Below are 18,324 nucleotides of genomic sequence, written 5' to 3' on the forward strand. Positions count from 1 at the left end.
TACTTCAATCGTAATTTAGGTTAATCGAATATTCTAAACGAAAACGCCATTTCGTCTGCAGCTACTTTCTATAACTATCAACAAAATGGCGAGTATTCATTCAACTTTGTGAAATAGGCACGGCTATCTGATATAGCACTGAGCGTTTTGTATCGTCTCAGCTCTATGTAGAAAGGGTGTTTAGCTTTCCTTGCTAGGAAGAAGCTTAACCCAAATCGTGTCGCTGCCGTTGATGGTAACTGTGCGGTTGTAAGACTCGTAACCTTGTTTTGAAATGGTTACTTGGTGACGACCACTTGGTAGCGCAACCTCAAGAGGTGTACTGCCATATTTAATTCCGTTGATCGTTACTGAGTCGTTGTACTGATCAGAACGTACCGTCACGTTAGCCCACTGTTTGTCACTCTTCTTAACGACTGCTGCGTCACTGCCCGTTAAACAGTAGCGCGTTGAAACGTTCAATAAGTTACACGCAGCAACCGCTTCAGGTTTTGCTTGAAGCTGAGCCTGCATTTGCATGAAGTAAGAGTTGTTACCAGAGAAGCCACTCTTGATTGCTTGGCTGTCTTGAACATGGATATTCAATTGAACACCCTGCAAGTTTTGCTTCGCCAACGTACTTTCTGTGAGCTGCTCAAGTAACTGACTCTTGAACGTCTGCACGGCTTTTTGATTGGTTAGGTATTTACCTTGAGCAGTACACTCACCCAGTGTCATTGTTGATGCACATGTAGTGGTGTAGCTGGTTTCAAGAACCGCACTTTCACGCAGTTCTGTTGCAATACGTTTAACACGAGCTTCAACTTTTGATTCTCTCAAATTAGCCAGCTCATTGTTTAGGCGAGCTTGCTTTTGTTTGATTTGAGAAAGGTGAATTTCGCTCTCGTTGATTGCTTGTTCATTGTCTAGCTGAGCCGATTGATTATCTTTAACCGCAGCCCAGGCATCTTGGTAACTTTTCTGGAAAGAGACCAAATCTGTTTCGGGATCTTCAAGTAAGCGACTGTACTGTTTGTCGAGTACAGACTTAGCTCTGTTACGTTTTGCCTTAAGTTCTTCACCTTCGCGTAACAACTTACTGTTTTTGTTCTGTAGTTGTTTTAGGTTTTCAGTCGCCGATACTTTGGTTGCTGAAATACGCTCAATATCTGAGTTTTTCTCTGTTAGCTTTGCATCGATAGCTGAAACAGGATCGACTTGATTCAGTTCTTCAGCTGATACCGATGCAGATACCCAAAGAGGGGATAGCGCAAGTAAAAGCGCTGAAATTCGAAAGTTAGTCATAGGTCCCTGCAACTTATAGATTGAAATTGGCTCGTTAATAAAGTGTCTACTTCCTAGTTGTCAGTCACTAGTTATTAGCAATTAACACAGTACCCGTCTTTATACCGTTTTATTGCATTTCAATCTACTCAAAAGCCAAGTTTCGGTACTTCGGATACACTTTTTACAAGTTGAAAGCGAATTATTTGAGCTATATAAGAAAATTTATTCATTATGTTGGTGCGATGAAACATTTATTTATGACATGATTTTCGTGCTTGTGTGATTGCTTGTGTGATTGCTTGTGTGATTGCTTGTGAAGTCCCTAAACTCGTCGGAACGATTGGTTTTACAATGCCCGTAGTTTGTACACTCTTGATCATCTTTCCGGAGGCATGATCAAGACGATCGCAGTGATGATCTTTTCTTTGAGGTCAGGAAATGACTCTCATGATCATTTACAAATTCATCTTGTGCAGATTTCAGAGTATTATTCTTACTATGTTGACTTGAGTATTTTGCTGTCATGCCAAAACCTTTACCCTTTCCAAACCTAGACTTGTCTCCGCTAGGCCTTACTGGCCCTCGTCCCGCAGAGATCATTACTTTGCCATCGCATATGGATTGCCACGAGCACCATTATTCTCAGGTGGTGATCGGTCTAAAAGGTCAGGCGGAATTTGAAGTCAGTGGTAAGGGCAATCTTGTCGGTCCCGGCCAAGGATGTGTGGTGACAGCAAGCTCTGATCATGCTTTCGGTGGTGTGGTCGGTCAGTCGGATATCCTAGTGCTCAACATGCCTGTGCCAAGTGACGACGACCCTCTGATGTTAGAGAAGATTAATCAGCTCGAGTCTTCTAACGTCTACTTCCAATTAGACGCGCAAATTCAAAAGCTTATCCATATGTTGGTGCAAGAGATGCAGGCAAGCCCTGATGATCTGCTATTAAGCCGTGCCTGTAATGATACGGTGATTGCACTGATGCAAAGGCATATCTCGGCGTTTGAAACCTCAATCAAAGATTCGCGTTTCGATCTTGAAGCTCTGGATCGCTACATTGAGCAACACCTCGCGAATAAGATCTCGGTTGCGCAGCTGGCAGGCAGTGTGTTTTTGGGTGAAAGCCAGTTTCATATGTTGTTCAAAGAGCAGATGGGTATTACCCCTCACCAGTATGTATTAGGTAAGCGTATCGACCGCTCTCGCCGCTTGATCGAACAAGGTAATCTGAGCCTTGGTCAGGTTGCAGAACTTGCTGGTTTCTCCGGTCAATCCTCCTTTACTCACACCTTTTCACGTCTTCAAGGCATGTCACCATCCCAATACAAAAAGAAAATTTCTGTTAAATAGTGAAACAAAACGGCATATTATTTTAAAGTTTCATATGTGACGTTGTGTTTGTTTTGTTAATAAAGCGAGTTTTTAGCAAAAAACTCGGAGTTTTTGACAAGTAATCCTTATATACTCTAAATACACTGCAGCCATTGTAGAGATCCCCGGGCTAATTCCGGGTGTGAGATTAAGGAAAACGCATGTTTACAGCTACCGATGTGTTAAAGCCAGAATTCAATGAGCAGTCGCTTGCTGATCTATGGTCGCTTATCTCACCATTATATATGGTGGATGAAACCCAATGGCTAGAGCAACTTCTGCCGCTAGCTACCCCTTCTGAGTCTGAAAAGCAGCAAATTACAGACAAAACGACGTCGTTGATTGAGTCTATCCGTGCGGATAAAACATCTATTCAGATGATCGATGCGCTGTTGCTTGAATATAGCTTAGATACTCAAGAGGGCATCTTGCTGATGTGTCTGGCGGAAGCCTTGATGCGTATTCCTGATTCAGCAACGGCTGATGCACTGATTCGCGACAAACTTAGCGTTGCGGATTGGAAATCTCACCTGAAGAATTCTGACTCGGTTTTTGTTAACGCATCAACTTGGGGCCTAATGCTAACAGGCAAGGTGGTTGGACTTTCATCTAAAGAGCAGAGTGCAGGTCAAGCGGTTAACCGTTTAGTGAACAAGCTTTCTGAGCCGGTGATTCGTAAAGCGATGCACCAAGCGATGAAGGTGATGGGCCACCAATTCGTTCTTGGCCGCAGCATTGCTGAAGCGCAAAAGAACGGTAAGTCTATGCGTGACAAAGGTTTTACCTACTCATACGACATGCTAGGTGAAGCGGCACTGACTACAGCTGACGCAAACAAATACTTCAAAGATTACCTAATGGCGATTGAAGCCGTAGGTCGAGACACGTATGTCTCTTCAAAATCGAGCCCAGCTCCATCGGTATCTATCAAGCTTTCTGCGCTTCACCCACGTTATGAAGTGGCGAACGAAGACCGCGTACTGACTGAACTTTGCGACACGCTAGAGCAGTTATTACGCCGAGCAGTAGAGCTCGATGTTGCGATTACGATTGATGCGGAAGAAGCGGATCGCTTAGAGCTTTCTCTTAAATTATTCGAAAAACTGTACCGCACTGACCTTGTAAAAGGTTGGGGTAAATTTGGTCTGGTTATTCAAGCATACTCAAAGCGTGCGCTACCAGTTCTAGTATGGCTAAACCGCCTAGCGAAAGAGCAGGGTGATTTGATCCCGCTTCGCTTAGTTAAAGGCGCGTACTGGGACAGCGAGATCAAATGGTCACAACAGGCTGGTTTCACTGACTACCCAGTTTACACACGCAAAGAAGCGACAGACGTAGCTTACCTTGCTTGTGCGCGTTACCTATTGAGCCCAAGTGTTCGTGGCAATATCTTCCCGCAGTTTGCGAGCCACAATGCTCATACGGTTTCTGCTATTGCTGTGATGACCGATCATAAAGACTTTGAATTCCAACGCTTACACGGCATGGGTGATTCACTTTATAACCATGCAATGGAAGCTTACCAACAGTCGGTACGTATCTACGCGCCAGTTGGTAGCCATAAAGATCTACTGCCATACCTAGTACGTCGTCTGCTAGAGAACGGTGCAAACAGCTCGTTTGTACACCGATTGGTTGATGCTCGCTGCCCAGTGGCAGAGCTGACTCAACACCCAGTCGATATGCTTCTTGCGTTCGATACGCTGAACAACACTAAGATTCCTCTGCCGCCAGCGGTATTCCCTGAGCGTAAGAACTCTTACGGTGTGAACATTGATATCGAAAGTGAAGCTCATCAATTCGAAGAGCAGGTTAAGTCTTTCCTTAACAATCAATGGACTGCTGGACCTGTGATCAACGGTGAATCTTTTGCCGAAAGCATGATCAAGGCTGATCAGAACGTTGAACAAGTCACGGCACCTTACGATCGTCGTATTAATGTCGGTCAGGTGGCTTTCGCTAACCTTGATCATGTTTCCGCAGCGATCACTGGCGCAGACGCAGCATTTGCTGATTGGAATGCAACTTCGGTTGAAACTAAGGCCGCTGCGCTTGAGAAGCTGGCTGATCTGATGGAAGAGAACCTAGCTGAGCTGGTGGCAATTTGTCATCAAGAAGCGGGTAAGACTATTCACGACAGTATTGATGAAGTGCGTGAAGCGGTCGACTTCTGTCGTTACTACGCAAAGCAAGCTGATAATCTGCAAGGTTTCGAACTAAAAGGTTTTGATGGCCAAACACGAATCGCCTCTCGACAAGGTCGTGGTGTGTTCGTTTGTATCAGCCCTTGGAATTTCCCATTGGCGATCTTCCTTGGCCAAATTACAGCTGCACTAGTCGCGGGTAACACGGTTGTGGCGAAACCTGCAGAGCAAACAAGCTTGATTGCAGCTCGCGCCGTTGAACTGATGAATGAAGCGGGTTTCCCTGCTGGCACGATTCAGTTACTACCAGGTCGCGGTGCTGAGATCGGCAGTGCACTAACCAGCCATGATGCGATTGCAGGCGTTGCCTTTACGGGCTCAACACCAACGGCACAACGTATCAACGTGTCACTGGCAAGTCGCAATGCTAAACCGGTTCCGTTTATCGCGGAAACGGGTGGTCAGAACGCAATGATCGTCGACAGTACCGCACTGCCTGAACAGGTGGTTCGTGATGTAATTCGTTCTGCCTTCGCTTCTGCGGGTCAACGTTGTTCTGCGCTACGTGTGCTTTACATTCAAGAAGACATTGCAGACCGTGTGATTGGATTGATTCACGGTGCAATGGACGAATTGAGTGTTGGCATTCCACATCTTCATAAAACCGATGTTGGCCCTGTTATCGACCAAAACGCGAAACAGAAGTTGTTGGCTCACTTAGAAAACATGACCAATACCCAGAAGAAGGTGGCTCAACTTTCTCTAGGTACGGATTATGAACATGGTGACTTTGTCCCACCAAGTGCGTTTGAAATTGATGACATCAGTTGCTTGAAAGAAGAACAGTTTGGCCCTGTGCTGCACATCGTTCGTTTCAAAGCGAGTGAACTGGCGCAAGTGGTTGATCAAATTAACCAAACTGGTTTTGGTTTAACCATGGGTATCCACAGCCGTAACGAAACAACTTACCGTTGGATCGAAAAACACGTTCGTGTGGGTAACTGCTACATCAACCGTGACCAAGTGGGCGCTGTTGTTGGGGTTCAACCATTTGGTGGTCAAGGCTTGTCGGGTACTGGCCCTAAAGCGGGTGGTCCTCACTACCTATATCGCTTTACTGATGTTCATTTCTCTCAATTACAAGACAAGGCATAAGGAGCAGTATCATGGTTCATCAAGTGACAGGTTTTTCTGATGCTTTGTTAGCGTGGGAACAATGGAATCTTACCGACTTTGATCATAAGAGTGCTCAGGTACTTTCATTCAAATCAGAGATCGAAAGTCAATCTGCGCCTTTGGCGGCAGTGGCAACTTATCATTTAGAGCAAGCGTCTGCGCTGCTTTCTGAGCATCACCTCATGGCGGGTCCTACGGGTGAAACCAATGAGTTGTACGCTGCCGGCCGCGGTGTGGCTTTGGTAATTGTTGATGATTGCGAACAGAAAGTGTCGGCACTGCAAACCGCAACAGCGATGATTACTGCAGCACTATTGGCAGGTAACAGCGTTCAATTGTGCAGTGATGACGTACAGTTCAACACCTTAATTGCTGATGCTGCGAAACAAGCGAATTTGCCAACTAACTTAGTACAGGTTGCCTCCTATGACGCTGCTCAACAGCTGCTGTCTTGCGATGTACGAAGTGCAGGTTATGTGGGTAATTCACAAACGGCACAAGCTATCAATTTGCAGCTTGCTAAGCGTGACGGTGCAATCGTCGGTTTAGTCGCTGAAACGGATCTGACGGCAATGAATGTTACTAATGATCCACACCTATCGCTGCGCTTCATTACCGAACGCACGCGAACTATAAATATAACAGCCGTGGGCGGTAACGCGACCTTGCTCGAACTTGGAAGCGAAGCTCACTAACCTTCAGTAAAATTGGCTCTAATCACTTTTGGTTTTTTCCACTTTTGGATTCATCCCATAGTGCTTTGGAGCCTGAATACCTAACTCAATGCACTCGCTTGCCTTTACGGTGAGTGCCTTGCATTGAATTAGGCATGGAAGGCTTTCTACAAAATGAGGACTATCAAATGATAGAAAACAGTTTTGCAATAACGACGACGTTCATTGCGTATCTAATTATGATGCTAGCGATCGGTGTTATTGCTTACAAACGTACATCTAACTCAACTGACTACTTCCTAGGTGGTCGTTCGTTAGGCCCATGGCCTGCTGCACTTTCTGCTGGTGCATCAGACATGAGTGGTTGGTTGCTACTTGGCCTGCCTGGTTACGCTTACGCTGCTGGCTTTGAAGCATTTTGGCTTGCTGGTGGTCTACTTGTTGGTACTTGGGCAAACTGGTTAATCAGTGCAAAACGTCTACGTACTTACAGCATTACGACTGAATCACTGACGCTGCCTGAGTTCCTATCTCGTCGTTTCAACGATAACTCTAAGCTGATCCAAACAATTTCTGCTTTCTTTATCCTTTTATTCTTCCTTTTCTACACAAGTTCGGGCTTGGTAGCGGGTGGTAAATTGTTTGAAACGGTATTCGGCCTAGATTACACAACGGCAGTAATTATCGGCACGGTATGTGTGGTTTCGTACACCCTGTTTGGCGGTTTCCTAGCGGTATCTTGGACTGACTTGGTTCAAGGTTTACTAATGTCTGCTGCGCTATTGATTGTACCAATCGCGGCAATGAACGGCGGCCTTGGTCAGCTATCTAGCGACCTACACAACATCAACCCAGAGCTACTAACGCTATGGAATGATGCGAAAGGTGAGCCTCTTTCTGCTATCGCGATCATCTCGCTAGCGGCATGGGGTCTAGGTTACTTCGGTCAGCCACATATCCTTGCTCGTTTCAAAGCAACACGTAGCAATAAAGACCTAACAACAGCGCGTCGTATCGCGGTGGTATGGACTGCACTGTCTATGATTGGTGCAATGCTGGTGGGTCTTGTTGGTCTAATCTACGTGACGAACTCTGGCGCACCTAAGCTAGACGATGGCGAGAAGATCTTCATGCTTCTTGTGAACGCGATGTTCCACCCAGTAATCGCAGGTATCCTACTTGCTGCAATCCTAGCGGCAATCATGAGTACTGCGGATTCACAACTTCTTGTTTCTTCATCTGCAATGGCAGAAGACTTGTACAAGCAAGTGCTTAAGAAAGATGCGACGTCTGAAGAGATCGTTCGTGTAGGCCGCTTCGCGGTTATCCTAATCTCTCTGATTGCTCTTGTGTTAGCGATGACGCCAGATAGTTCAGTACTTGGCCTTGTATCTTACGCATGGGCTGGTTTTGGTGCTGCATTCGGTCCAGCTATCGTATTGAGCCTGTACTGGTCTCGTATGAACCGTAACGGCGCTCTAGCGGGTATCGTAGTTGGTGGTGTTACGATTGTACTTTGGAAACAGTTCACAGGCGGTTGGTTCGATGTGTACGAGATCGTACCGGGAATCATCCTATCAACGATTTCTATCGTTGTGGTTAGCTTGATTACTGGCGAGCCAGAAGATGAAGTTAAGAAGCAACATGCTGAGTTCGAGAAGAACCTAGTTGAGCTAGACTAATTTACATTGTAAAGCAGATGTAAATTAGCTAAGAACATTGGCAACAACCAATTGATAAAAACAATAGAGTCACTTCGGTGGCTCTATTTTTTTGACCATTTCCTAATGCTTTCGACCTCGTGCTGGTCTATCTTCAATGACTCCAAACTCTTTTGATGGGCACTTGGCTCCATCATCTCAAACAGCTTGTGTCAGTTGTACATGTCTCTTCATTGCCCCCGCAATTCTCCATGACATGCCCCTAGTGTTCCTTATCAATATTGGTGTTTATTGCTTCGTGCTCGATCAATATGTTTTTTGTGATCATTAAAAGCCGAGTTTTTTATGTGGGTGCGACTTTTGTCTTATTTCAAATTCGGGTGAAGTACTGCCGTTATCGGGTTTTACAATGTAAATCGAAACCGAATGATTAAAGGGGGGGGGTAAATAGAAGAAGGATCTTGATGACGCTTGATATCAAAAAACAAAGGGAAAATTGGCTGTTTTTTGAACTTAGCGCTCACTTTTGTCATTAGCTCGGTGAATTGTTGAACTGAATTGGACATGATGTGTCAATTGTCAGTAACCACTAAAGACCTATAGGACAAAGGTATGCCTGATCTCTATTGCAAAGGATGTAAAAAAACAACACTACATAAGTCTATAATGAAACGTTGTGAATCAGAGCCCGAGACAGCCTCTGGCCGTATGATGCAATGGACCTCAAAGCTATTTAGTGGCAACTTATATTATGATATGGAAACGCAGCACTTTTGCCGAACGTGTAACTGCCGTTGCGAAACAGGAAGTACTGTCCCCCAAGTTGGTTTAGCCTAGCTTATAGTAAGCGCTCACTAACTTAGGGAGAAAACCTCCGCTTTAGGAGGTTTTTGCGTTTCTATGCGGCTTTGAGCGCTGGCTCAGCGTCAATGGCGTCGCCATCAATCCTCACTTCCCATCCATAGTTTGAGTATTCACTTGCTAGTGCTTGAGCAACATCTTTTGATACCGTTACGTGTGTCCATGAACCAATACCGTAAGGCTTGTATGCGAGTTCTTGTGTTTTCATAATTAGAGTTATCCTTTCTCTTTGATAATTCTATTATTCACTTTGACCTATGTCCTTTCTTTCGTTTCTGGCTCAACTTGTTTGTTAATCGGGTCATTTCTATAATAATTTGTTAATAATTAGAGTTTGATTTATAAGAGTTGCTATCGTTGTTTGTTGATTTATATTTAGTGTGAATAGGAATGGTACGTTTAGTTTTCTAAATGTGTGAGCGAAGTTTTCTTCGATTGCTCTTGGTATGGAATATACTGAGCGGAACTTAGAATGTTTAAGGAATGTTATGTCTCAGCATCAACTCGATCGTATCGATAAAGAGATACTAAGAATTCTGCATATGAAAGGGCGTTTGCCTGTCGTTGAGTTGGCAAAGCAGGTCAACTTAACGACTTCACCTTGCTCTGATAGATTGAAGCGATTGGAGAAGGAGGGCTACATCACGGGCTATCATGCTGAGCTTTGTTCAGAAAAGTTGGGACTCGATGTTCAAGTCTTTATCCATATCCGTCTCGACCAGACTAGCTTTTCGATCTTCGACAAATTTGCTCAAGCGGTTGAATTGATGCCTGAGGTGGAAGAGTGTTACTCACTGTCGGGTGACTTTGACACCATGATCAAGGTTCGAGTGAAAGACATGAAGGCGTACCAAGCGTTTATGGCAACAAAGTTAGGTACCTTGCCTGGTGTCATTCAAACACGCAGTGAAGTCGTGATTGAAGAGCATAAAAAGGGTTTCGGTGTGAATCCTGAGTTGTTGGCAACTCTAAAATAGTGGTCTGCTTTCGCCTTACCAAGGTTATTTAGATATAAAAAATGGAAGCCAAAATAAGCTTCCATTTTTGTTGAATGTTAGAGAAAGAGCAACCCGATAGACTTGTCCGGTTTACAACGTAATTGCCGCCGAAATTAAGCCAATCACACCACCGAATACACCCCCCCAAACGACCAGCCAGCCAAGGTGTTTCTTGATCATTGTTTGAACCATCTCTTTAACCAGTTTAGGTGTTAGCTCATTCAAGCGCTGATCAATGATAGCCTCAATGTTCTCTTTGATTTCATCCATCATCGCAGGTGATTCTAGCTCATCTTTGATGGCATTTTTTACGGAATCACTCTTGCTGATTTCAATCACAGATTCCTGCATCTTCTCCACAAATGGCGCTTTCATAGGCTCTAGTGCTTCTGTGCCACCAAACATTGCCAACATGCCACCAAACTGTGAATTCTCGATAACGTGTACTAGCGAGTCGAATGCTGGATTAAAGTCGATCTTCTGAATTACAGGCTCTAGATTGAGCGACTTTCCTGTCATCTCGCTGCTTAGGAAACGGTCGATGTTACTTTCAGTAAAGAACTGTTCCATCATCAGTTGCTTGATGGCAGCCTTGAACTCTTCAAACCGTGCTGGAATAACGCCAGAACCGTATAGACCGGGTACTTTCTCGAACAACATGTGAATCGCAAGCCAGTTGGTGATGGCACCAGAAAATGCGAATAGACCTGCGTAAAGCAAGTATTGGTTTGCTGTCGCATAGCCGCCAGCAAGCAGTGCTAACGCAATAACGTTAGTTAAGACACTTTTGTTCATGGTTGATCTCTAGAAAGAATATTGCGCGCATTTTAAGAAAAAAACGCCAAGAAAAAAACAAAAGGATCGATGAAGTTTATTGGACAGGTAGTAAAGAGGGCCAAATAACAGGCATAAAAAAGGCTAGCCTCCCCCCGAAGTCTAGCCTTATTCCAGAACGCGCAAGCGAGGCGTCTTTGGTATTAATGTCATTATATAATTACGACATAACATTCTGCCACGTGTAATTTACCGCTAATTAACAAATTGGTGTGAATCACGCCGCACTTTTAAAATAGCACAAAAATCAAGCGTTCGTAGCTTGCTCAAGATCATCTGCAATGAAGCCGCCTGTTTGGTGATTCCATAGCTGTGCATAGATGCCATTTTGATTAATTAGTTCTTGATGCGTACCTTCTTCGACGATATTGCCTGCATCAAGCACGATCAGGCGGTCCATCGCAGCAATAGTCGACAGACGGTGTGCAATCGCGATTACCGTTTTGCCTTCCATTAGCTCAATCAAGCTCTCTTGAATGGCCGCTTCTACCTCAGAATCGAGTGCAGAAGTTGCTTCATCGAGAACAAGTAACGGAGCATTTTTCAGAAGAACACGTGAGATAGCGACGCGTTGACGCTGACCACCCGAAAGCTTAACGCCACGTTCACCTACTTGAGCATCATAGCCCACGTTGCCAAATGGGTCGGTAAGCGTTTCGATAAACTCATGCGCGTGCGCTTGTTTGGTAGCTGCGTAAACTTCTTCATCTGATGCTTCAGGTCGACCGTAAAGAATGTTGTCTTTGATCGAACGGTGCAACAGTGAAGTATCTTGGGTCACCATACCGATGTTGCTGCGCAGCGAATCTTGTGTCACTGTTGAGATCTCTTGACCGTCAATCAGGATGCGACCACTCTCTACATCGTGGAACCGCAGCAGTAAGTTAACTAGGGTAGACTTACCTGCACCTGAACGGCCCACTAAGCCCACCTTTTCACCCGGTTTGATGTTGAGGTTTAGGTTGTTAATCACACCCTTATTCTCACCGTAGTTAAAGCTCACGTTGTTGAAATGGATGCCACCTTGTGGAACATCCAAAGGCTTTGCGTCTTTCTTGTCTTCGATAGCGATGGGCTTAGACAGGGTTTTGATACCATCAATCACGGTACCTAGGTTTTCAAAAAGACCACCGATTTCCCACATGATCCATTTCGACATGCCGTTAATACGCAGAGCCAAACTGACCGCAATCGCGATCGCACCCACAGTGATTGCGTTGTCTAACCATAAGTAGATAGAGATACCCGCAATGCTGAACACCAACAGATAGTTAGCGAATTCAACGCAGATGTTGAAGCCGGTTACTAAGCGCATTTGGCGATGGACAGTATCTAAGAAGCCTTCCATACCTTCTTCGGCGTATTCGGTTTCTCTCTTGCTGTGTGAGAACAGTTTCACAGTTGCGATGTTGGTGTAGCTATCAACAATACGACCCGTCATCAGAGAACGAGCATCCGCTTGCTCGGAAGAAACGTCTTTTAGCTTTGGCACGAAGTGCAGTTGGATACCGATGTAAATGAATAGCCAAATCAGCATCGGAGCCATTAAGCGCCAATCTGATTCTGCAAGCATGAACAGCATTGCGGTGAAGTAAACTGTCACATAGACAAACACATCGACCATCTTGGTTACGGTTTCACGTACCGCGAGCGAGGTTTGCATCACTTTGGTAGCGACACGTCCGGCGAAGTCATCTTGATAGAAGGACAGGCTTTGCTTCAAAAGGTAACGGTGCGCTAACCAACGAATCGACATTGGGTAGTTGCCTAGCAAAGTTTGGTGAAGCAAAAGCGAGTAAACACTGATCAAGATTGGCATCACAACTAACAACAGAACACCAAGTCCCATTAATGTGGATTGGTTATCAGCTAAGAAGGTTTCTGGGTTGCTGGTTGACAGCCAATCAACCAGTTGACCCATGTAACCGAACAGCGCGACTTCGATGATCGCGATGGTCATGCTCATTAGGCCGAGCAAGATTAACGGCTTTTCAAAACCACGAGTGTAATGGCGGCAAAATGCCAGTATTCCAGTAGGAGGTTGTATCGGCTCTCCCTTTGGAAAGGCTTCAGTAAAGCCTTCAAATTTTTTGTACATAGATTTCCCTTTATAAACGAATGCATCGATTAGCAACTGCATCGTCTGTGTAGCTTTGTTTTTATAGGTTTGATCTGAAATTTTACAGTCTTAGTTTGAAATTATATAAGTGCCAATTCGTTCTTATAAGCATTAAGTCATTCGATGGATTTTGGTTTAAGCGATGCCGCAGGAAAGGTCCAAAGAGTGTCATTCATGACGCGTATTTTAGAGTGAATCGGACAGGAAAAGTTAAGCTTATTTCAAACGTAATTAGTGGTTATGCAACGATGATAATCCTAACGTTAAATGGATTAAATTGTAACCTAAACTCGCGGCGAGCTAGAGAATGAGTTTCGGATATTTATTCAGCAAGTTCTTAAACGGATATGCAAACTGTTGGTTCTTTCTGATGTGCTGTTATCTTGCAGTAAAAATTACCGAATAAACTGAGTTTTGCAGTAATTGTTTGGGATAAATATTCAAATCATTATTATTTTCAGTGAATATTGTCGTAACAACTTGTTTACAATTCTGAGGTAAATAAAAGATAGGGACGGTTGAGATGTTAAACCTACACAAAAAATCACTTCATATTACTAATGTTCAAAACGCCAATTGCGTTGTTATGGTGCCGCCAAAAGAATTTAAATTTAACGAAGAAACTGCACGTGATAACGAGTTTCAAAACAGAGTCAATCTGACTGAAGCTGAGGTTAAGTTAGAAACGATGGCCGAGTTCAAGACGATGGTCGCTTCGTTGCGTAAAGAAGGTGTGCAAGTTGTAGAGTTTGATTACCCTGAATTAGGCGTAGAAACGCCCGATGCCGTATTCCCAAACAACTGGTTCAGCACTTGTGGTGATGGAAGCTTATTCACTTTCCCTATGGCCTGTGAAAACCGTCAACATGAAGTTAAGCCACATGCTCTTATTGAAGCGCTAGAAGCATCTGGTCGCATTGTTAACCATAGTGAGTCTATGGAGTCGTATGTTGCTCAAGGTTCTTATTTAGAGAGCACGGGTGTTATGGTTATCGATCATATCAATAAGACGATTTATGCGGCGCTTTCTCAGCGTTGCGATCGTGAAGTGTTAGAAGACTATGCGAAGCGTATTGGTTATTCTCGCGTGGTTTCCTTCCAAACGGCATTACCGTCGGGTCAGCCGATTTACCACACCAATGTGATGATGGCGATTGGCGATAACTTCTGCGTGATTTGTGATGAAGTGATTCCAGAATTTGAGCGCCGCTTTGTGGTGAAGTCACTGGCTAAAGACAAGCAGGTTATCTCTATCTCAATCGATCAGATGAACCGATTCTGTGGCAACATTCTGCAACTGGAAACAGTGAATGGCGACAAGGTGATCGCGATGTCTCAATCGGCTTACGATGCATTCTCTCCAGCTCAGTTAGCTCAGCTTTCGACACATGGAAAGTTACTACCGTTTAACGTGAAAACGATCGAAGACATCGGCGGGGGTTCGGTGCGATGCATGTTGGGTGAGGTGTTCTTGCCAACGCGAGTTAATCTCCTGTAGCGAGTATTATAGAAAGTATAACAAGCTACTGACTTCAGTCATGAATCTATGAATACCACTCTCATCGCAGAGTGGTATTTTTTGTTTTGGTCTATCTTTGTATCGGTCTACCAGAAGTAAGAAAATAGAAATAAGAGAACCAGAGCTAGAGAAAAGGGCTAATACACAAAAGCTATGAAGCGTCCTTAAAAGCCCTGTTTTGGATGAACTGAGTTGAGAGCGCGACCACTTCTTTGGAGTAAACAAGCGCGGTGTGATTAAGCTTGAGGGCGCAGGTGTCTGTCGCGCCTCTTAGGTTAGCGTCTTCGAGTGTAACCGTGCCATCCCCTGGATTTCGACCTAATACAATACGTCCAACACCTGCATCGTAGGTGCCCGTAATGACGCCAATTGGCACATCAATGTCGTAGTCACCCAAGCCATCGCTTAAGATTATTTTGCTCGAACCAAATATAAAGCCAAGACCATGATTCGACAGTGTTTTAGCGATAGTCGCGCCATTGTGCGGCGTGCCAGCGGTAATAATGCAGGTGTCTGCAAAGTCGGGTTGGTAAAACTTAAAGTAGTGACGAATGAGCAAGCCACCCAGTGAGTGACCAAAGAAGTAGACTTCATCATATTCATTAAAACGCGCATTAATAAAGCGATTGAGGCGCTTAGCAGCTGAAGGGAAACGCAGCGAGTTGTAGGCAAATTTGTGCGTTGTAAAGCCACGTTTTTTGAAATTTCTATCCAGATACTGCATGATCAACGCAGGCATATATAGACCATGAATTAAAACTATATGTTTGTTTTTATTATTCATTTTTGTCCTCCGTCTGATGGTGTCTCCAGTATATTTAGTCGCAAATCTAAACTCAATAAAACTTGCAGCTAATGGGACACAAAAGACAGAGCGTTCGTTAATCCGATCGCACTCCCCCATACACATCAATGGTTAAGCCACCTTCTTTGGCGTAGGTATTCGGTGTTAATCCGATGGTCTTCTTAAGGTAGCGAATCAGGTGTGGCTGGTCGCTAAATCCAAACTGGTAGGCGACGTCTATCCAATCAATGTCATTAAAATCTCGTTTGTATAAGTATTCGAGCATCGCCTCGAGTTTGTTCATTGATTGGCACTGTTTCAATGTCAGTCCTGTCACCTTGTTAAAGCTTCTTTCTAAGGTGCGTTGTGAGCAAAACAGTTTGTCGCCGAGCTCTGCAATCGGTGTTGTGCCAAGCACTTCTAACACTTTGCGGGTGAGTTCGCTGTGCCTGTCAGTTTTACCTGTCGATAGCCAAGGCAGCAGCAATTTATCCAACTGCTGACAACAAGCTTCAAAGTCGGCTTGAGCGAGCTTAATCAGCGACATTGCTTCGGCATTAGGATTACCTAACAAATTCGCGAGATCGATAGGGTTAACACTGTCTAGGCTGGGGTGCGGGCAGTCTGGAATATTTAATGAGTACAGGGCGCCAACATGGAACTTGATACCCAAATGAATAAACGGCTTTGAGTGATCCAGTTCAATCGCTTTATGGTGTGGCAGCAGTAAATGGCTGCCAACGCCTTGAACGACTTGTTGCTCTATCGTGTAGTGATAAGGCTGGTCGTTTGGAGACAGAATCAAGTGTGCTGAAGGATCTGGGTTGAGCTTGGGAAATTGATGAGTTTCGGCGTCAGGCGTCTTCTCGATCAGCCAATAACAATCAATGTATTGAGCAACAACAGAGGATTTCGGAGACTGTAACCAATTGATCATTCGACATTCTATTTGAGGTTAGCGTTGTAATAACTATATGTGTCTATCGTTGAGGAAGATAGTTTTCTCTTTGCTGAACGCGTAATGACTAACCACAAACAATAAAGCCCATAACCGTTGGATATATAGAGTCACAGTTATGGGCTTCAATTTATGTTGGCTTCACTCGGGCAGCGAGCCAGTCGTTAAAATCGAACCCTAATTAAAATCGAACTGTAGGATTCGGTTTCTCGATGACAAACCAGCGCGAGCGATCGCTTTCTGCGCCCCAATGTTGCTGCTTTCAGTAGAACACATCGCTTCTAAACCTTGGCTGTTGGCGTGCTGTGTTAAAAAGTTCAGCACACGTGTTGCTAACCCTTTGCCACGTTCTGCTTGCGCGACAATCATGCCCAGGTCTGCAAACTGCGTTTGGTGTTCATCGAACTTACGGCACTCTCCCGTAGCGAGAACGCTGTCGCTTTCCCAGTAGCCCCAAAGGTCTTGGCGGGCAATCAAATTACCGTAGTAACCAGTGAGCCACTCTTTAGGCGCGCCAATCGCTGAGGAAGCAAATTCGACTAGCTGATCGAGTTGCTCGTCCGTCGCGAGAGTCATCTCGATATTTTCAATGTTGTTTGCGACGGCTGTTGGACGCTGGCGGAACATCAGTGCGTTGACTTTGAAGGACTCGGTATTGTCCAAGCATAGTGACAGATATTGCGACTCTGCTGTGCTTACGAATGCGCCTTTCACTTCACCAATCACAGAGCTGTTGTTTGCGATGATCAAGGTGAACAAGTCGGCAATGTTCGCGTTGGCTGTTGCTGTTAGGAAAAACTGAAGCAAGTAGCCTTCACCATTCAACACGCAATAACCGACAAGCTTGCCGTTTTCGTAAAAACCAAAATGGTCAGACATTGGTACAAAACCGAAGTGCCACATGCCATCGAGTGGAGCTGTTGACTCAGTAAAGTAAGCCGTTTTAAGTTCGCTTAAGTCGCTAAGTGATGAGATTTTTTTGATGTCTAACATCGCGTTCATTCCTGTTGTTTCAATTCGGTAGAGTGCGTAGCTGCTGTCAGGTTCTCAGGTGCGTCGAACGACGATGAGATACATTGATTAGCTGAGCCACGTTTCAATGACAGCAAGTGTAGGCGAGTAACTGAGATAGGTATTGAACAAAAACGACAGTTTTAGATTAGATAGAAAAGAGTCCATTTTATACATTAATTTGCAACGAGTTTTTGAATCTGGGTGCGTGGAGCTAAAATACTTCTGTATTCTCTTCACTCTTTGTTGAGTAGAACTCGCTCAACTTCTGAATGACTTTATGCTGGCCTTTATTTTTCGCTAAAAAAAAATTGCATAATAATCAGGGGAATCAAGAAAAATCAGCACGTTGACTCTGATTTATAATGGAAAAATATCCCCAAATTATTCAAAAGTTTTCATTACCGACTTAGGTTTGATTCTGTCTACATAGTATAAATACGCATTATTTATCAGTTATGAGAAGCAGGAGTTTTAAACTATGCTCACCAAGACAAGTCATCAATTAACGACACTAAAAGCTGATTTGGCAAAGACAATACAAGAGCTAAACAGCGCAAAACAACCTCTTACTGCGCTCAATCAAAATATTCGATCAGTTGAGCAAGACTTAAAGAGTGCTATCCACCTAAAGAAAAATTATGTTTCAAAGCTTTATGCCTAAGCATCGTTACAAATCGTAGTCTTTCAGACATTTTGGATTAATGAAGAAGCTGTATGGTTACCACAAACGCCCATTCTCAGAAACAACGATGTATCGAGTTAAACCGTTACTAGGTAGGGCGATTGAGCTTAAAAAATTACAATACATAGATGGGGGAATCTTACGTAATAATAGAAGCGTTGAACAAATTTATGGGGTTAGGTATGCCTGAAACTCGTCGTGTTGACTAATAAAAATACTAAGTGGGAGGCTCTGTCTCTAAACTGAATTACGCAACAAAGCTTGT

General features: G+C 44.3%; 15 protein-coding genes and 1 pseudogene. 9 read left to right on the forward strand and 7 right to left on the reverse strand.

Annotated features, from left to right (window positions below; translation table 11 throughout):
- Nucleotides 1-180: 180 nt before the first annotated feature.
- Nucleotides 181-1,284, reverse strand: a complete 1,104-nt coding sequence (locus QQ041_RS07145; protein WP_146492685.1) for a PEGA domain-containing protein — start codon at nt 1,282-1,284, stop codon at nt 181-183.
- 505 nt (nt 1,285-1,789) lie between these two features.
- Here QQ041_RS07145 and QQ041_RS07150 point away from each other — a divergent pair.
- From QQ041_RS07150 to QQ041_RS07170, 5 genes are all read left to right on the forward strand, one after another.
- Entirely contained in the window at nt 1,790-2,614 is an 825-nt protein-coding gene (locus tag QQ041_RS07150; RefSeq protein ID WP_123305774.1) for an AraC family transcriptional regulator, read from the forward strand.
- 182 nt (nt 2,615-2,796) lie between these two features.
- The gene (gene putA / locus QQ041_RS07155; RefSeq protein ID WP_285953433.1) at nt 2,797-5,934 is read left to right on the forward strand and encodes a bifunctional proline dehydrogenase/L-glutamate gamma-semialdehyde dehydrogenase PutA; all 3,138 of its coding nucleotides are present in this window, start codon (nt 2,797-2,799) and stop codon (nt 5,932-5,934) included.
- An 11-nt stretch (nt 5,935-5,945) separates the two neighbouring features.
- Complete coding sequence (locus QQ041_RS07160; protein ID WP_285953434.1) at nt 5,946-6,650, forward strand: 1-pyrroline-5-carboxylate dehydrogenase; 705 nt, start codon at nt 5,946-5,948, stop codon at nt 6,648-6,650.
- A 134-nt stretch (nt 6,651-6,784) separates the two neighbouring features.
- Nucleotides 6,785-8,311, forward strand: a complete 1,527-nt coding sequence (gene putP / locus QQ041_RS07165; protein WP_186728108.1) for a sodium/proline symporter PutP — start codon at nt 6,785-6,787, stop codon at nt 8,309-8,311.
- A 591-nt stretch (nt 8,312-8,902) separates the two neighbouring features.
- Complete coding sequence (locus QQ041_RS07170; RefSeq protein ID WP_076650547.1) at nt 8,903-9,127, forward strand: hypothetical protein; 225 nt, start codon at nt 8,903-8,905, stop codon at nt 9,125-9,127.
- A 61-nt stretch (nt 9,128-9,188) separates the two neighbouring features.
- On the opposite strand, the gene QQ041_RS07175 is transcribed toward QQ041_RS07170, so the two are convergent.
- Nucleotides 9,189-9,359, reverse strand: coding sequence for a hypothetical protein (locus QQ041_RS07175; RefSeq protein WP_186728051.1), 171 nt, complete (start codon nt 9,357-9,359; stop codon nt 9,189-9,191).
- Nucleotides 9,360-9,639: 280 nt separating this feature from the next.
- Here QQ041_RS07175 and QQ041_RS07180 point away from each other — a divergent pair, with 280 nt between their 5' ends.
- Nucleotides 9,640-10,128, forward strand: a complete 489-nt coding sequence (locus tag QQ041_RS07180; RefSeq protein ID WP_017075645.1) for an Lrp/AsnC family transcriptional regulator — start codon at nt 9,640-9,642, stop codon at nt 10,126-10,128.
- A gap of 111 nt (nt 10,129-10,239) precedes the next feature.
- Here QQ041_RS07180 and QQ041_RS07185 read toward each other — a convergent pair whose 3' ends face one another.
- Both QQ041_RS07185 and QQ041_RS07190 read right to left on the reverse strand, forming a co-directional pair.
- Nucleotides 10,240-10,944 (reverse strand): hypothetical protein, encoded by a 705-nt coding sequence (locus tag QQ041_RS07185; RefSeq protein WP_017065155.1) that lies wholly within the window; start codon nt 10,942-10,944, stop codon nt 10,240-10,242.
- Nucleotides 10,945-11,230: 286 nt separating this feature from the next.
- The gene (locus tag QQ041_RS07190; protein ID WP_285953435.1) at nt 11,231-13,081 is read right to left on the reverse strand and encodes an ABC transporter ATP-binding protein; all 1,851 of its coding nucleotides are present in this window, start codon (nt 13,079-13,081) and stop codon (nt 11,231-11,233) included.
- Nucleotides 13,082-13,625: 544 nt separating this feature from the next.
- Between QQ041_RS07190 and QQ041_RS07195 the strand changes: the two genes are divergently transcribed.
- Nucleotides 13,626-14,600: an arginine deiminase-related protein gene (locus QQ041_RS07195; protein WP_017106242.1), complete on the forward strand. Its 975-nt coding sequence runs from the start codon at nt 13,626-13,628 to the stop codon at nt 14,598-14,600.
- 172 nt (nt 14,601-14,772) lie between these two features.
- On the opposite strand, the gene QQ041_RS07200 is transcribed toward QQ041_RS07195, so the two are convergent.
- The 3 genes from QQ041_RS07200 to QQ041_RS07210 form a co-directional block, all read right to left on the reverse strand.
- Nucleotides 14,773-15,405: a triacylglycerol lipase gene (locus tag QQ041_RS07200; RefSeq protein WP_285953436.1), complete on the reverse strand. Its 633-nt coding sequence runs from the start codon at nt 15,403-15,405 to the stop codon at nt 14,773-14,775.
- Between the two features lie 97 nt (nt 15,406-15,502).
- Nucleotides 15,503-16,342 (reverse strand): AraC family transcriptional regulator, encoded by an 840-nt coding sequence (locus QQ041_RS07205; RefSeq protein WP_285953437.1) that lies wholly within the window; start codon nt 16,340-16,342, stop codon nt 15,503-15,505.
- A 198-nt stretch (nt 16,343-16,540) separates the two neighbouring features.
- The gene (locus QQ041_RS07210) at nt 16,541-17,356 is read right to left on the reverse strand and encodes a GNAT family N-acetyltransferase (RefSeq protein WP_285953438.1); all 816 of its coding nucleotides are present in this window, start codon (nt 17,354-17,356) and stop codon (nt 16,541-16,543) included.
- Between the two features lie 499 nt (nt 17,357-17,855).
- Here QQ041_RS07210 and QQ041_RS07215 point away from each other — a divergent pair, with 499 nt between their 5' ends.
- Nucleotides 17,856-18,038 carry a hypothetical protein gene (locus QQ041_RS07215; RefSeq protein ID WP_285953439.1) on the forward strand — a complete coding sequence of 61 codons (183 nt, stop codon included), beginning with the start codon at nt 17,856-17,858 and terminating at the stop codon, nt 18,036-18,038.
- A 43-nt stretch (nt 18,039-18,081) separates the two neighbouring features.
- A pseudogene (locus QQ041_RS07220) lies at nt 18,082-18,268 on the forward strand (IS5/IS1182 family transposase); the annotation flags it as partial.
- Nucleotides 18,269-18,324 lie beyond the last annotated feature (56 nt).

The sequence above is a fragment of the Vibrio sp. TMPB1044 genome (assembly GCF_030442075.1).
Taxonomy (GTDB): Bacteria; Pseudomonadota; Gammaproteobacteria; order Enterobacterales; family Vibrionaceae; genus Vibrio; species Vibrio satsumensis.

What these genes read in the sequence shown, in the direction of transcription:
- QQ041_RS07150 (WP_123305774.1), top strand. Translation starts at nt 1,790, where the DNA reads ATGCCAAAACCTTTACCCTTTCCAAACCTAGACTTGTCTCCGCTAGGC.
- QQ041_RS07185 (WP_017065155.1), bottom strand. Translation starts at nt 10,944, where the DNA reads ATGAACAAAAGTGTCTTAACTAACGTTATTGCGTTAGCACTGCTTGCT.
- QQ041_RS07190 (WP_285953435.1), bottom strand. Translation starts at nt 13,081, where the DNA reads ATGTACAAAAAATTTGAAGGCTTTACTGAAGCCTTTCCAAAGGGAGAG.
- QQ041_RS07170 (WP_076650547.1), top strand. Translation starts at nt 8,903, where the DNA reads ATGCCTGATCTCTATTGCAAAGGATGTAAAAAAACAACACTACATAAG.
- QQ041_RS07205 (WP_285953437.1), bottom strand. Translation starts at nt 16,342, where the DNA reads ATGATCAATTGGTTACAGTCTCCGAAATCCTCTGTTGTTGCTCAATAC.
- QQ041_RS07210 (WP_285953438.1), bottom strand. Translation starts at nt 17,356, where the DNA reads ATGTTAGACATCAAAAAAATCTCATCACTTAGCGACTTAAGCGAACTT.
- QQ041_RS07195 (WP_017106242.1), top strand. Translation starts at nt 13,626, where the DNA reads ATGTTAAACCTACACAAAAAATCACTTCATATTACTAATGTTCAAAAC.
- QQ041_RS07180 (WP_017075645.1), top strand. Translation starts at nt 9,640, where the DNA reads ATGTCTCAGCATCAACTCGATCGTATCGATAAAGAGATACTAAGAATT.
- putP (WP_186728108.1), top strand. Translation starts at nt 6,785, where the DNA reads ATGGAAGGCTTTCTACAAAATGAGGACTATCAAATGATAGAAAACAGT.
- QQ041_RS07175 (WP_186728051.1), bottom strand. Translation starts at nt 9,359, where the DNA reads ATGAAAACACAAGAACTCGCATACAAGCCTTACGGTATTGGTTCATGG.
- QQ041_RS07145 (WP_146492685.1), bottom strand. Translation starts at nt 1,284, where the DNA reads ATGACTAACTTTCGAATTTCAGCGCTTTTACTTGCGCTATCCCCTCTT.
- QQ041_RS07215 (WP_285953439.1), top strand. Translation starts at nt 17,856, where the DNA reads ATGCTCACCAAGACAAGTCATCAATTAACGACACTAAAAGCTGATTTG.
- QQ041_RS07200 (WP_285953436.1), bottom strand. Translation starts at nt 15,405, where the DNA reads ATGAATAATAAAAACAAACATATAGTTTTAATTCATGGTCTATATATG.
- putA (WP_285953433.1), top strand. Translation starts at nt 2,797, where the DNA reads ATGTTTACAGCTACCGATGTGTTAAAGCCAGAATTCAATGAGCAGTCG.
- QQ041_RS07160 (WP_285953434.1), top strand. Translation starts at nt 5,946, where the DNA reads ATGGTTCATCAAGTGACAGGTTTTTCTGATGCTTTGTTAGCGTGGGAA.